The organism is Streptomyces sp. NPDC004788 (genome assembly GCF_053601115.1).
Map to the genome: position 1 here is coordinate 63,072 of NZ_JBSGBF010000023.1, position 14,239 is coordinate 77,310.

Sequence of the window (14,239 nt, forward strand, 5' to 3'; positions counted from 1 at the left end):
CCTCTCCCATGACCGAGCTGATTTCCTCAGTCCTCGTGGCGAACCGCGGCGAGATCGCCTGCCGGATCTTCCGCACCTGCCGTGACCTGGGCATCTCCACCGTCGCCGTGTACTCCGACGCGGACGCCGATGCCCTGCACGTACGGGAGGCGGACGCGGCCGTACGGCTGCCGGGGGCGACGCCCGCGGAGACGTATCTGCGCGGCGACCTGGTGGTGGCGGCCGCGCTCGCGGCGGGCGCGGACGCCGTGCACCCCGGCTACGGCTTCCTCTCCGAGAACGAGGAGTTCGCCGAGGCGGTGACGGCCGCCGGCCTGGTGTGGATCGGTCCGCCGCCGGCCGCGATCGAGGCCATGGCGTCGAAGACCCGCGCCAAGGAACTCCTCGGCGTGGCGCCGCTCGACCTCTCCTCGCTCACCGAGGCCGACCTGCCGGTCCTGGTGAAGGCGGCGGCGGGCGGCGGCGGCCGCGGCATGCGCGTCGTGCGCGAACTGGCCGCGCTGGAGGCGGAGTTGTCGGCGGCCTCCGCCGAGGCGCTGAGCGCGTTCGGGGACGGCGAGGTGTTCGTCGAGCCGTACGTGGAGAACGGCCGGCACGTCGAGGTGCAGATCCTCGCCGACGCGCACGGCACCGTCTGGACGCTCGGCACCCGCGACTGCTCCCTCCAGCGCCGCCACCAGAAGGTCGTCGAGGAGGCCCCGGCGCCCGGCCTGCCCGCGGCGCTCGTCGACGAGCTGTACGAGCGGTCGGCGGCCGCCGCGAAGGCCGTCGGGTACGTCGGCGCGGGCACGGTCGAGTTCCTGGTCGCGCACGGCCGCGCGCACTTCCTGGAGATGAACACCCGCCTCCAGGTCGAGCACCCGGTCACCGAGGCGGTGTACGGCGTCGACCTCGTCGCCCTCCAGATCGCCGTCGCCGAGGGCACTGCGCTCCCGCCCGAGCCGCCCGCCCCGCGCGGCCACGCGATCGAGGCCCGGCTCTACGCGGAGGACCCGGCCGCCGGCTGGACCCCGCAGACGGGCCGGCTGCACACCTTCGACGTGCCGACCGGGCCCGGCCTGCGCGTCGACAGCGGCTACGCGTCCGGCGACACGGTGGGTGTGCACTACGACGCGATGCTCGCCAAGGTCGTCGCCCACGCCCCGACCCGAGCCGAGGCCGCCCGCAAGCTCGCCCGCGCCCTTGAGCGCGCCCGCCTGCACGGCCCCGTCACCAACCGCGACCTGCTCGTGGCCTCCCTGCGCCACCCGGACTTCACGGACCCCGCGCGCCTCGCGACCGGCTTCTACGCGGAGCACCTGCCCGCCCTGACCGAACCGCCCGCCGGGGCCGGGGCCGGGACCGAGGCCGGGTACGCGGCGGTGGCGGCGGCGCTCGCGGAGGCGACTGCCAACGGCGGTCGTTTCGGAGGCGGTTGGCGCAACGTCCGCTCGCAGGACGAGACGAAGACGTACGGCGGACACGAGGTCCGCTACCGCCCGACGCGCGCGGGCGGCTACGAGGTGACGAGTCCGCCGGGCATCCGCGTGGTGGCGGTCGCGGCCGGGCGGGTCGACCTCGAAGTGGCCGGTGTCGTACGGCACTTCGACGTCGCCCGGCACGGCGACACGGTGTACGTCGGCCCGCACCGCCTCACCCCCGCCCCCCGCTTCCCCGACCCCACCGATGAGCGGGAACCCGGCTCCCTGCTCGCCCCCATGCCCGGCACCGTCGTCCGCGTCGCCGAGGGCCTGGCCGCCGGCGACCGGGTCGAGGCCGGACAGCCCCTGCTCTGGCTGGAGGCCATGAAGATGGAACACCGGGTCGTCGCACCCGCCTCCGGCACGCTCACCGCGCTCCACGCCGTCCCCGGCCGCCAGGTCGAGGTGGGCGCCCTGCTCGCCGTCGTATCGACCGATGCACAGGAGGAACAGTCCGTATGAGCAGCAGTCTGATCGAGTCCCCGGAACACACCGCCCTCCGCGCCGCCGTCTCCGCGCTCGGCCGGCGCCACGGCCCCGGCTTCGACCGCGCCACGCTCTGGGCCGAGGCCGGCAAGCTCGGCTACCTGGGCGTGAACCTGCCCGAGGAGTACGGCGGCGGGGGCGGCGGCATGGCCGAGCTCTCCATCGTCCTGGAGGAGGCGGGCGCGGCCGGCGCGCCGCTGCTGATGATGGTCGTGTCGCCGGCGATCTGCGGCACGGTGATATCCCGCTTCGGCACGGCGGAGCAGAAGGCGGCCTGGCTGCCCGGCCTCGCCGACGGCAGCCGCACCATGGCCTTCGGCATCACCGAGCCCGACGCCGGCTCCAACTCCCACCGCATCACCACCACCGCCACCCGCACCGAGGACGGCTGGGTCCTCACCGGCCGCAAGGTCTTCGTCTCCGGCGTCGACATCGCCGACGCGACGCTCGTCGTCGGCCGCACCTCGGACGCCCGCACCGGCAACCTCAAGGCGTGTCTCTTCATCGTCCCGCGCGACACGCCCGGCTTCGGCCGCCGCGCCATCGAGATGGAACTCGACGCGAACGAGAAGCAGTTCGAGCTCACCCTCGACGACGTCCACCTCCCGGCCGACGCCCTCGTCGGCGACGAGGACGCGGGCCTCCTCCAGCTCTTCGCGGGCCTCAACCCCGAGCGCATCATGACCGCCGCCTTCGCGATCGGCATGGGCCGCTACGCGCTCGCCCGAGCCGTCACCTACGCCAGGGAACGCCAGGTCTGGAAGACCCCCATCGGCGCCCACCAGGCCATCGCCCACCCCCTCGCCCAGGCCCACATCGAACTCGAACTCGCCCGCCTGATGATGCAGAAGGCCGCCGCCCTCTACGACGCGGGTGACGACCTGGCCGCCGGCGAGGCCGCCAACATGGCGAAGTACGCCGCCGCCGAAGCCTGCGTCAAGGCCGTCGACCAGGCCGTCCACACCCTCGGTGGCAACGGCCTGACCAAGGAGTTCGGCCTGGCCCGCCTGATCACGGCGGCGCGGGTAGCCCGGATCGCCCCGGTGAGCCGCGAGATGATCCTCAACTTCGTGTCGCACCAGACGCTGGGCCTGCCGAAGTCGTACTGACCGATCTGCTCGGACCGGCTCAGGGAAGTCGTACCGAGGTATGACCCCGGATCTGGCACCGGGGTCCGAAGACGACGGCACCATGCGGGCGGGAGGGTACGGGCATCAGCCCAGCGAGGGTGAGGAGCCCGCCATGTACCCGATCCACCGCACCGCCCGCACGGACCTGCGCACCGCGGCCCACGCCTTCCTCGCCCTCCCGGCCGGCCTGGCGGCGACCGCCCTCACCCTCCTCGGACAGCCCCGCCGCGCCGCCCGCCTCCACGCCCGGCTCACCGGCGGCGACACCCCCGCCCGGACCACCGCCAGGAGCGGCACCGAGACCGTCGCCCGGCCCGGCAGCGAGACCGGCACCCGGACCGCCGCCCGGACCGGCGGCAGGACGCTGGCCCGCACGGTCCTCGGCCTGCCCCTGGACCTGCTGGCCTTCGTCGTCATCGGCTACGCGATCTTCAACTCGGTCCGCAACCTCGGCTACCCGATCTGGTACCTGCACACCGACTACCACCACGCCTGGGGCGGCCCCACCATGGCCGGCGTCTGGACCGTCCACGCGGCCGGCTGGCTGCTGTGCCTGGCCGTCCTGCTCCACTGGCCGGTGCGCTGGCTGGCCAAGGGCCAGCGAGCCCTGGACCGGCGGCTGTCCCGCACGGTGCGCGAAGAATCATGCATGCACGCTTGATTGTTTCTCTCGTGGCTGCCAGGGTCTCCCCAAGTCGCAGTCCGGCAAGCCATCCTGTCGCCACCGTCGTCACCGTCCGACCTCGAAGGGCCACGCATGGTGTTTCACAGCGAGTACGCCGACGTCCCGGTCGTCTCCCTTCCCGTCCACGACGCCGTCCTCGGGCGCGCCGCCGAGTTCGGGGACACGCCGGCCCTGGTCGACGGCGCGGGTGGGGACGGGGCGTTGACGCTCACGTACGGGCAAGTGGACGCGTTTCACCGGAGGGTGGCGGCCGGGCTCGCGGGGGCCGGGGTGCGGAAGGGGGACGTGCTTGCGCTGCACAGTCCCAACACCGTGCTGTTCCCGGTGGCGTTCTATGCGGCGACGCGCGCCGGGGCGGCGGTGACCACCGTGCACCCGCTCGCCACGCCCGAGGAGTTCGCGAAGCAGCTGCGCGACGCGTCGGCGCGCTGGATCGTCACCGTGTCGCCGTTGCTCGCGACGGCGCGCGCTGCGGCGGAGCTCGCCGGTGGGGTGGTGGAGATATTCGTGTGCGACCGGGTGCCGGAGGGGGAGGGGGCCGGGGTCCGGTCGCTTCAGGACTTCCTCGCCTCCACCGCGCCCGAGCCGGTGGTCGAGGTCGACCCGGCGGAGGACCTCGCCGCCCTGCCGTACTCCTCCGGGACCACCGGCACACCCAAGGGCGTGATGCTCACGCACGCCTCCGTCGCCACGAACCTCGCGCAGCTCGAACCGCTCATGCCGATGGGGGTGGGCGACCGGATCCTGGCAGTGCTGCCCTTCTTCCACGTATACGGCTTGACCGCTCTGATGAACGCCCCGCTGCGGCGCGGTGCCACCGTCGTCGTGCTGCCGCGGTTCGAGCTTGACGGGTTCCTCGCGGCGATCGAGAAGCACCGGATCAACGCGTTGTACGTGGCGCCGCCGATCGTCCTCGCCCTCGCGAAGCACCCGGCGGTGGCGGAGTACGACCTGTCGTCGCTGAAGTACATCGTCTGCTCGGCGGCCCCGCTCGACGCGGCGCTCGCCGAGGCGTGTTCGGCGCGGCTCGGGCTGCCGCCGATCCTGCAGGCGTACGGGATGACGGAGCTGTCCCCGGCCACCCACCTGGTCCCGCTCGCCGCCGGGAACCCGCCGCCGGGGACGGTCGGCAAGCTGCTGCCGTCGACCGAGATGCGACTGGTCTCCCTCGAAGAGGACGGAAAGGACGTGCCGCCCGGCGAGGAGGGCGAGATCGTGATCCGCGGGCCGCAGGTCATGAAGGGCTACCTGGGCCGGCCGGAGGCCACCGCCGCCATGATCGACGCCGACGGCTGGCTGCGCACCGGGGACGTCGGACGGGTCGACGCCGACGGCTGGCTGTACGTCGTCGACCGCGTGAAGGAACTCATCAAGTACAAGGGCTTCCAGGTCCCGCCCGCCGAACTGGAGGCCCTGCTGCTCACCCACGACGGCATCGCCGACGCCGCCGTCATCGGCGTCCGGGACGCGGACGGCACCGAGATCCCGAAGGCGTTCGTCGTACGCCAGCCGCACGCCGCGGGGCTCGGCGCCGAGGACGTGCTCGCGTACGTGGCCGGGCGCGTCGCCCCGTACAAGAAGATCCGGCAGGTGGAGTTCATCGACACCGTGCCCCGAGCGGCGTCGGGCAAGATCCTGCGCCGGGAGCTGAGGGACCGCACATGAGTACGGACAACAGCACGGCGAAAGGTACGGAGAAGGGGACGGAGAAGGGTACGGAGAAGGGTACGGAGAAGGGCCTCGTCCGCATCGCGGCCGACCGTGGGATCACCACCCTGACCCTGGACTCCCCGGCCAACCGCAACGCCCTCTCCGCCGCCCTCGTCACCGAGCTCGCCGACGCCCTCGCCGCCTGCGCCAAGGACCCGGCCGTCCGGGCGGTCGTCCTCACGCACGCCGGCGGCACGTTCAGCGCGGGCGCCGACCTGAAGGCGCCGCCCGGGCCGTACGCTTTCGTCGACCTGCTCCGGCAGATCGTCGCGCTGCCGAAGCCGGTCGTCGGCCTCGTCACCGGCCACGCCCGGGCCGGCGGTCTCGGCCTGCTCGGGGCCTGCGACATCGTCGTGGCCTCGGAGGACGCGGACTTCGCGCTCACGGAGGTACGGATCGGGGTCGCGCCCGCCGTCATCTCGCTGACCCTGCTGCCCAAGCTGGACCAGCGCGCGGCCGCCCGCCACTACCTCACCGGCGAGCGCTTCGGCGTGGCCGAGGCGCGGGCGATGGGCCTGGTCACCGCGCCGCTCGCCGATCTGGCGCCGATCCTCGACGGGCTGCGCGCGGCCTCCCCGCAGGGGCTGCGCGCGGCGAAGCGGCTGGTCACGGCTAGAGTCCTGGAGACCTTCGAGCGCGACGCGGAGGAACTGGTCCAGTTGTCCGCCACGCTCTTCGCCTCCGCCGAGGCGAGAGAAGGGATGACGGCCTTCCTCGAACGACGGGACCCTACGTGGAGACTGTGACCGGCCCGAAGTCCGGCCCCGGGACCGAGCCCAAGTCCGGCCCCAAGTCCGGCCCCAGGTCCGGCGCCGGCGCCGAGCCCAAGTCCGGCCCCAAGCAGGACAGGAGCCGCGCCACCCGGCAGCGGCTCCTGGAGGCCGCGGTGGCCTGTCTGGCCGAGCACGGCTGGGCGGGCTCCACCGTCTCGGTCGTCGCCGAGCGCGCGGGCGTGTCGCGCGGCGCCGCACAGCACCACTTCCCGACCCGCGAGGACCTGTTCACCGCCGCCGTCGAGTACGTCGCCGAGGAACGCTCCCAGGCCCTGCGCACCCTCCCCACCAAGGACCGCCGCACGGTCGTCGCCGCCCTCGTCGACCTCTACACCGGTCCCCTCTTCCGCGCCGCCCTCCACCTCTGGGTCGCCGCCTCCGACGAGGAGCAGCTGCGCCCCCGCGTCACCGAGCTGGAGGCCCGCGTCGGCCGCGAGTCCCACCGCATCGCCGTCGAACTCCTCGGCGCCGACGAGTCCCGCCCCGGCGTCCGCGAATCCGTCCAGGGCCTCCTCGACATGGCCCGCGGCCTGGGCCTCGCGACCCTCCTCACGGACGACCGGGCCCGGCGCGAACGGGTCGTCGCCCAGTGGGCCCGGCTCCTCGACGAGGCCCTGGGCTGACGCCTGCTTCCCGTACTTCCCCTACTTCCCGGCGGGGATGGTCGCGCAGACCTTACGGGCCGCCATGACCGCACAGGCCGTCGCGTCCTCCGGTCGGCCGACCGGCAGCATCGTGGTGTGCGCGTCCCGGCCGCTGACCTGTGTGTACTCGCGCTTGCGGCCGGCCTGGTCGCCGATCTGGGCGACATCGCCCTGCGTGGTGTTGCTGATCTTGGTCCAGGCGGCCCTGCAGGCCGCGCTGTAGCGCAGCTCGACGCTGATCACCGGGTCGGTGTCGACGCGGGCGGTGACCGCGTCGTTCTTGCACAGCGTGTGGTTGGGCTCCAGGCCGAAGCACTTCTCGCCCTCGCACGCGGCGAGCTCCACCGGCGCGCCCCCCGTCCCCTGCTCCCTCTTCACCGGCTCCTCCGCCGACCGCGTGTTCAGCCACAGCGCGCCCGCCGCCGCCACGAGCACGAGGGCCGCCGCGATCCCGCCGTAGAGCCCACGCCGTGACGGGCGCAGGCGCGACACGGGGTCAGGGTCAGGCTCCGGTACGGGCTCCGGCTGCACGGGCTCGGGGCGTACGGGCGCGGGCTGTACGGGCACGGGCTGTACGGGCTCGGGCGTGGCCCGGACGCGCTGCCGGTCCGTGCGTTCCCGCGTCGCCCGCCGCCACAGCTCCAGCGCCTCCGTCAGCTCCGCCTCCGGCCGGCCGAAGATCTCGTGCAGCGCCCGCACCACGTCCTCGCGGGCGATCTGCGGCTTCGCCGGATCCAGGTAGCGGGAGAGCGTCGCCTGGGTGAGGTTGATGCCGCGCAGCCCCAGCTGGACGACGACCCACTCCTGCTTCCGCGGCTGTTCGTCGCTCTGCCACCACTGCCGCAGCAGCGTGGATAAGGCGATGCCCTCGTTCACCTGATCGGGTTGCCCCACGGGTCCGTCCCTCGATTCCTCTATTCATGCACGGCGCCGTTTCCGCAGGTCAGAGCCGTGTATTGAGCGTGCATCAGGGGTGTATCGGATGACCCCCAGCGCAGAGTAGAGGCAGCCCGCCCCCGGCGTGCAAGCTTCCGTCAGCGGTCGCCGACAGAGCGCCGCGACCTCCCTCCCCCTGCCGCCCCTACGGGCTTCTTCGCCATGCCCGGGCGAGGGGGAGACGACACCACGACACCCCAGGAGACTCCCGTGCGTACTCGTACCCGTGCTCGTTCCCTGCTCTCCCGCGCCGCCCTCACGGTCGCGCTCACCGGCGCGCTGCTCGCCCCCGCCGCCGCGTTCCCCTCCTATGCGGAGCCGGCCCCGAAGGCCACGGTCGTGACGGCCGCCGGCTGGCCGACGCTCCGTCAGGGCTCGCGGGGCGTGGACGTCGCCACGGTCCAGGACCTGCTCGCGGCGGCCGGACACGCGGTGACGGCGGACGGGCGCTTCGGCGCTGACACCGCCGGGGCGGTACGGGCCTTCCAGCGGGCCCACCGGCTGCCGGTCGACGGCGTGGTCGGCGCCCGCACCTGGACGGCGCTCACCGCCGGCGCCCCTCTGCGCAACGGCGCCAAGGGCCGGGCCGTGCGGGCGCTCCAGCGGCAACTCGCGCAGGAGGGTCACCGGATCGCCCTGGACGGCGCCTTCGGTGCCGGTACGGCCGCCGCGGTCCGGGCCGCCCAGCGGGCCCACGGGCTGCCGGCCGACGGCGTCGCCGGGCCCCGTACCTGGTCGGCGCTCGTCGCGGGCGGCGGCTCGACCACTCCCGCCACGCCCACCACTCCCGCACCGGGCAAGCCCTCCGCGCTGCGCCAGCGGATCGTGAACACCGCCCGCGCCCAGATCGGCGCCTCGGAGCCGAACGGCTGCCGCACGTACCTGAAGGACTGCGCGCACACGTCGTGGTGCGCCGCGTTCGTCGAGTGGACCTGGCGGAAGTCGGGGGTTCCGGCGGCGTCCGTGCCGAAGACGCTCGTGGCGCGCGAGGTCGGCCTGTGGGGCCGGCGGAACGGCCTCTTCCACCGTTCGAACCCGAAGCCCGGCGACATCGTCGTGTGGGGCACGCCCGCGGCGAAGACCGGCGGACACGTGGCGATCGTCGTCGCGGTGCACGCCGACGGGCGCATCGACACCGTCGACGGCAACTACGGGGACAAGGTCGCGCTCCGCAAGAACATCGACCCGCGCACCGCGAAGACCCGCAAGCACCTGATCTCCGGCTACGTCAGCCCGCGCGGCGCCTGACCACGGCGCCTGACCGCGGTGCCTGACCGCGGCACCGCGACGCATCACCGCGACTCATCACCCGAACGCCCCACGAAACCCCAGGAGTCAGCATGCGCACCACCCTGGCCCGCCTCGCCCCGGCCGGTCTCACCCTGGCCCTCGGCCTGAGCGCCTCGGCCCTCCCCGTCCTCCCCGTCCTCCCCGCCGCGGTGGCCTCCGCCGCCGAACCCGCCGCGTACCGGGTCACCGGCGTCGACACCAGCCACCACAACCACCGCACCCGCGACGGCCGCGAGACCGCCACGATCGACTGGCGGAAGGTCGCCGCCTCGGAGTCCTTCGCGTTCCTCAAGGCGACCCAGCACACCACGCACACCGACCGCTGGTTCGCCGCGGACTGGCGCGCGGCGTCGGCGACGTCCCTGGCCCGCGCCCCGTACCACTTCTTCGACCCGCGCGGTCCGCGTGACGGGCTCGCGCAGGCCGGACACTTCGTCCGTACCGTCCGCGCCGCCGGATACACCGGCCACCGGCCCGGCGAACTGCCGCCCGTCCTCGACGTGGAGAAGGTGCCGCGCGGCCCCAAGGGCCGCGAGGTGTGCCCGGCGGAGCTGCGCGCCGACCAGCTCGGGGCGTTCCTGCGGCGGGTCCGCGAGGAGTTCCGGGTCACGCCGATCGTCTACACCCGGGCCTCGTTCGTGAAGGAGTGCATGGGCGGCGACGGCCGGGTGTTCGCCGGGTACCCGCTCTGGCTCGCGCGGTACGGGAGCGGGGCGAAGGAACCGGCGCCGGTGCCGGGGGCCGCGGCCCGGTGGACCTTCTGGCAGCACACCCGGAGCGGCCACGTCGCCGGCGTGCCCACGGCCGTCGACCGTGACGTCTTCGCCGGCGGCCGCGACGGGCTCCGCGCCCTGGCCCACCTTCCGGCCGACAACCCCGCGCCCGCCGTCGCCTGGCCGGTGATCCGCTCCGGCGCGACCGGCCCGGACGTCCGCAGCGCCCAGCTCCTCCTCGGCGCGGACGGCCACCGGGTGACGGCCGACGGCCGCTTCGGCGCCGACACCGCCCGGGCGGTTCGCGACTTCCAGCGGGCCCACCGGCTGCCGGCCGACGGCGTGGTCGGCGCCCGCACCTGGACGGCGCTGGTACGGACCGTACGCGGCGGGGACAGCGGCCCGGCCGTCCGCGCCGTACAGCACCAACTGGCGGCGTGCGGCCGGCAGGTGACGGCGGACGGGCGGTTCGGCCCGGCGACCGCCCGGGCCGTACGGGACTTCCAGCGAGCGCACCGGCTGAGCCCCGACGGGGTCGCCGGACCCACGACCTGGCGGGCCCTGCTCGCCACGTCGCGCGGGTGACCCGCGCAGCGTCAGCCACGACCCCCACCTCTCCGAAGGAGCATCAGCCATGACCGGTATGACCCCGACCCCGACCTCGACCCCGGCCTCGGCCTCGAACCTGACGACGACCCTGCCCGCCGCCCCGACCCCGGCTCCGGCCCCGCTCGCCGCCCGCTGGACCCGCCTCGTGCTCGGCGCGCTCGCCGCCGTGACCCTCGCCGCCGGCGTCGCCGCCGAGACACCCGCCCACGCGGCGGCCGCGGCCGCCGCCCCCTCCGCCGCTCCCGCCGGCTCCGTCTACTACACCCCGGCCCAGGCCACGGCCAAGCTGCGCCAGGCCGGCATCACCTGGCGGTCCAGCGGCCACTGCAGTGACAAGAACACCCGCGGCTGCACCAGCTTCCAGGGCATCCGCCGCACCACCGTCGACGGCATCGTCGCCCTGCGCCGGGCGAGCGGCTGCGCGATCGTCATCACCGGCGCCGCCGAGATCCCGCCGCACAAGACCACGGGCCCGTACACGCACGGGAAGGGCTACAAGGTCGACATCGCCCTCGACCCCTGCGTGAACCGCTACATCCCGGTCCACGCCCGCAAGATCGGCGCCTCGCGCTGGGCCGCCGGCAGCGTCGTCTACTTCAAGGAGGGCAACCACTGGGACATCACCTACAAGGGCAGCGGCGGCTCCGGCACTCCGTCCGGCCCGTCCGCCCCGGCGACCCGCGGCTGGCCCGTGCTCCGCGGCGGGGCGCAGGGCCCGGCCGTGACCACGGCCCAGCAGCTGCTGCGCGGCGCCGGGGCGCGGATCGGGGTCGACGGGCGGTACGGGCCGGCCACGGCCCAGGCGGTCAGGGTCTTCCAGCGCGGCCACGGCCTCGGCGCGGACGGCGTCCTCGGCGCCGCCACCTGGCAGCGGCTCGCCCCCACGCTCCGTACGGGCGCGCACGGCGAGGCCGTGAAGGCGCTCCAGGACCAGCTGCGCCGCCACGGCGCCCGGATCGCGACGGACGGGCGCTTCGGGGCCGGGACCGCCCGGGCGGTACGGGACTTCCAGCGTGCCCGGGGCCTCGGGGCCGACGGCGTGGCCGGCCCGGCCACCTGGACGCGCCTCCTCACGACGCGCTGAGCCCGCGCTCGTAGCGCTCCCACGTCTCGGGCCCCGGCCGCCTCCGCGACCGGGGCCCGACCCGGTTCCCGCTCCGCCCGCGCGACCGGGGGCCGACCCGCCCCTTCGTCCCCTCCGTGCGCCGTGGCGCAGGCCACATCACGCGTCACCCGCCCGCAGTACGCTTGTCGCATGCTTTCGCTCGTACGTCGCCGCCACGTGGACTTCCTCCGCGTCGCGAGCATGGGCTGTCCCGGTCGTCCCTGACCCCCGACCCTCGCCCCACCCCTCAGCCCGGCACGGCCACCACCCCCGGCCCGGCACCGGGCGCCGTACACCCACCGCGGACGCACACCATGAGCCACCCCTCGCAGGCCCCTTCCCAGACCCCCTCGCAGGGCTCCTCCTCGTACCTCTCGTACCCCTCTCAGCTCCCCATCGTCGACCTCGCCGCCGCCGACCGCGGCCCCCAGGCGCGTCGGCTGCTGCACGCGCAGCTCCACTCCGCCGCGCACGACGTCGGCTTCTTCCAGCTCGTCGGGCACGGCGTGAGCGAGGTCGAGACGCGGGCGCTGACCTCCGCCATGCGGGCCTTCTTCGCGCTGCCGGAGGCGGACCGGCTGGCCCTGGACACCACGAACTCGCCGCACTTCCGCGGTTACACCCGGGTCGGCGACGAGCGCACGGCAGGCGCCCGGGACTGGCGGGACCAGCTGGACATCGGGGCCGAGCGCCCGGCGCACGTACCGGGGCCGGGGGAGCCGCCGTACTGGTGGCTGCAGGGGCCCAACCAGTGGCCCGAGGCGCTGCCGGAGCTGCGGCTCGCGGCGCTGAACTGGATCGAGCGGCTCAGCGGGGTCGCCGAGCGGCTGCTGCACGAGCTGCTGACGTCGATCGGCGCGCGGCCGGACTTCTACGACGACGTCTTCGGCCGGGCCGCCCACCCGCACCTGAAGCTGGTCCGCTACCCGGGCAGCAGCGGTGACGCGGGCGACGACCAGGGCGTGGGCGCGCACAAGGACTACGGGTTCCTGACCCTGCTGCTCCAGGACCAGGTGGGCGGGCTGCAGGTGGAGCGGGAGGACGGGCGGTTCCACGACGTGCCGCCGCTGCCGGGCGCGTTCGTCGTGAACCTGGGCGAGCTGCTCGAAGTGGCGACGAACGGCTATCTCGTCGCGACCAACCACCGGGTCGTGTCACCGCCCGGGGCGACGGAGCGGTTCTCCGTCCCGTTCTTCTACAACCCGCGGCTCGACGCCCGGGTCCGCCCGCTGGAGTTCCCGTACGCGGCGGCCGCGCCCGGCATCACGGCCGACCCGGCGAACCCGTTGTTCGCCGAGTACGGCCGCAATGAGCTGAAGGGCAAGCTCCGGGCGCACCCGCTGGCGGCGGCCCGGCACCACGCGGACCTGCTGACGGCGCCCGGACAGCCGGCGATGTCGGCGTAGCCGCCGGCGTCGCCGTGCGGTCCGCGCAGTCCGCGCAGTCCGCGCAGTCCTCGTCGTTCTCCTGCCTGCGCGACTCCGCCTCAGCCCACGGTGCCGGACCTCAGCCCGCGATGTCGGAGTAGCCGACGATCTCGCGCGGGTTCCGCTGGCCCGGGCCCACGTACCGCGCGGACGGGCGGACCAGGCGGCCGGTGCGCTTCTGCTCCAGGATGTGCGCCGACCAGCCGGCCGTACGGGCGCAGGTGAACATCGACGTGAACATGTGCGCCGGGACCTCGGCGAAGTCGAGCACGATCGCGGCCCAGAACTCCACGTTCGTCGCCAGGACCCGGTCCGGGCGGCGGTTGTGCAGCTCCTCCAGGGCCGCCTTCTCCAGCGCCTCGGCGACCTCGAAGCGCGGGGCGTCGAGCTCCTTGGCCGTGCGGCGCAGGACGCGGGCGCGCGGGTCCTCGGCGCGGTAGACGCGGTGGCCGAAGCCCATCAGGCGCTCGCCCTGGTCCAGGGCCTTCTTCACGTAGCCGACCGCGTCGCCGGTGCGCTCGATCTCCTCGATCATGCCGAGGACGCGGGACGGGGCGCCGCCGTGCAGCGGGCCGGACATCGCGCCGACCGCGCCGGAGAGCGCCGCTGCCACGTCGGCGCCGGTGGAGGCGATGACGCGGGCGGTGAAGGTGGAGGCGTTCATGCCGTGCTCGGCGGCCGAGGTCCAGTAGGCGTCGACGGCCTTGACGTGCTTCGGGTCCGGCTCGCCGCGCCAGCGGATCATGAACCGCTCGACGACGGACTGCGCCTTGTCGATCTCGCTCTGCGGCACCATCGGCAGGCCCTGGCCGCGCGCCGACTGGGCGACGTACGACAGGGCCATGACGGCGGCGCGGGCGAGGTCGTCGCGGGCCTGCTCGGCGGAGATGTCCAGGAGCGGTTTCAGGCCCCAGACCGGCGCGAGCATGGCGAGCGCGGACTGGACGTCGACGCGGATGTCGCCGGAGTGCACCGGGATCGGGAAGGGCTCGGCGGCCGGCAGGCCCGGGTTGAAGGCCCCGTCGACGAGCAGGCCCCAGACGTTGCCGAAGGAGACGTGACCGACCAGGTCCTCGATGTCGACCCCGCGGTAGCGGAGGGCGCCGCCCTCCTTGTCGGGTTCGGCGATCTCCGTCTCGAACGCGACGATCCCTTCGAGGCCGGGTACGAAGTCGGACATGAGGCGGCTCCTCAATCGATGGTCAATGCTTGATGGTCGTTGGTCGTTGGTCGTTGGTTGATGTTCGGCGTTCGGCGTTCGGTGTTCTACG

At 74.4% G+C, this 14,239-nt stretch carries 12 protein-coding genes; 10 read left to right on the forward strand and 2 right to left on the reverse strand.

The features are described 5' to 3' along the window. The first annotated feature begins 17 nt into the window (after nucleotides 1–17). The 6 genes from ACWEJX_RS13330 (at nucleotide 18) to ACWEJX_RS13355 (ending at nucleotide 6,867) form a co-directional block, all read left to right on the forward strand. Entirely contained in the window at nucleotides 18–1,922 is a 1,905-nt protein-coding gene (locus ACWEJX_RS13330) for an acetyl/propionyl/methylcrotonyl-CoA carboxylase subunit alpha (RefSeq protein ID WP_451607591.1), read from the forward strand. After that, complete coding sequence (locus ACWEJX_RS13335; protein WP_451607566.1) at nucleotides 1,919–3,055, forward strand: acyl-CoA dehydrogenase family protein; 1,137 nt, start codon at nucleotides 1,919–1,921, stop codon at nucleotides 3,053–3,055. The genes ACWEJX_RS13330 and ACWEJX_RS13335 overlap by 4 nt, the downstream gene beginning before the upstream one ends. A gap of 133 nt (nucleotides 3,056–3,188) precedes the next feature. Next, nucleotides 3,189–3,737, forward strand: a complete 549-nt coding sequence (locus ACWEJX_RS13340) for a hypothetical protein (RefSeq protein WP_451607567.1) — start codon at nucleotides 3,189–3,191, stop codon at nucleotides 3,735–3,737. A 96-nt stretch (nucleotides 3,738–3,833) separates the two neighbouring features. After that, nucleotides 3,834–5,426, forward strand: coding sequence for a 4-coumarate--CoA ligase family protein (locus ACWEJX_RS13345; protein WP_451607568.1), 1,593 nt, complete (start codon nucleotides 3,834–3,836; stop codon nucleotides 5,424–5,426). Continuing rightward, nucleotides 5,423–6,217 carry an enoyl-CoA hydratase family protein gene (locus ACWEJX_RS13350; RefSeq protein ID WP_451607569.1) on the forward strand — a complete coding sequence of 265 codons (795 nt, stop codon included), beginning with the start codon at nucleotides 5,423–5,425 and terminating at the stop codon, nucleotides 6,215–6,217. The genes ACWEJX_RS13345 and ACWEJX_RS13350 overlap by 4 nt, the downstream gene beginning before the upstream one ends. Before the next feature lie 128 nt (nucleotides 6,218–6,345). Then, complete coding sequence (locus tag ACWEJX_RS13355) at nucleotides 6,346–6,867, forward strand: TetR/AcrR family transcriptional regulator (protein WP_451607592.1); 522 nt, start codon at nucleotides 6,346–6,348, stop codon at nucleotides 6,865–6,867. A 21-nt stretch (nucleotides 6,868–6,888) separates the two neighbouring features. On the opposite strand, the gene ACWEJX_RS13360 is transcribed toward ACWEJX_RS13355, so the two are convergent. Next, a complete protein-coding gene (locus ACWEJX_RS13360) occupies nucleotides 6,889–7,782 on the reverse strand; it encodes a DUF2690 domain-containing protein (protein WP_451607570.1) in 894 nt (297 codons plus the stop codon). 252 nt (nucleotides 7,783–8,034) lie between these two features. On the opposite strand from ACWEJX_RS13360, the gene ACWEJX_RS13365 reads away from it, so the two are divergent. The 4 genes from ACWEJX_RS13365 to ACWEJX_RS13380 all read left to right on the forward strand — a co-directional run bounded on the left by ACWEJX_RS13365 (nucleotide 8,035) and on the right by ACWEJX_RS13380 (nucleotide 12,947). Beyond that, nucleotides 8,035–9,072, forward strand: a complete 1,038-nt coding sequence (locus ACWEJX_RS13365) for a peptidoglycan-binding protein (RefSeq protein WP_451607571.1) — start codon at nucleotides 8,035–8,037, stop codon at nucleotides 9,070–9,072. 92 nt (nucleotides 9,073–9,164) lie between these two features. After that, the gene (locus tag ACWEJX_RS13370) at nucleotides 9,165–10,412 is read left to right on the forward strand and encodes a peptidoglycan-binding protein (RefSeq protein ID WP_451607572.1); all 1,248 of its coding nucleotides are present in this window, start codon (nucleotides 9,165–9,167) and stop codon (nucleotides 10,410–10,412) included. 49 nt (nucleotides 10,413–10,461) lie between these two features. After that, a complete protein-coding gene (locus ACWEJX_RS13375; RefSeq protein ID WP_451607573.1) occupies nucleotides 10,462–11,520 on the forward strand; it encodes a peptidoglycan-binding domain-containing protein in 1,059 nt (352 codons plus the stop codon). Between the two features lie 335 nt (nucleotides 11,521–11,855). Next, nucleotides 11,856–12,947 carry an isopenicillin N synthase family dioxygenase gene (locus ACWEJX_RS13380; RefSeq protein WP_451607574.1) on the forward strand — a complete coding sequence of 364 codons (1,092 nt, stop codon included), beginning with the start codon at nucleotides 11,856–11,858 and terminating at the stop codon, nucleotides 12,945–12,947. 100 nt (nucleotides 12,948–13,047) lie between these two features. On the opposite strand, the gene ACWEJX_RS13385 is transcribed toward ACWEJX_RS13380, so the two are convergent. Next, nucleotides 13,048–14,148 carry a citrate synthase 2 gene (locus ACWEJX_RS13385; protein WP_451607575.1) on the reverse strand — a complete coding sequence of 367 codons (1,101 nt, stop codon included), beginning with the start codon at nucleotides 14,146–14,148 and terminating at the stop codon, nucleotides 13,048–13,050. Between the last annotated feature and the right edge of the window lie 91 nt (nucleotides 14,149–14,239).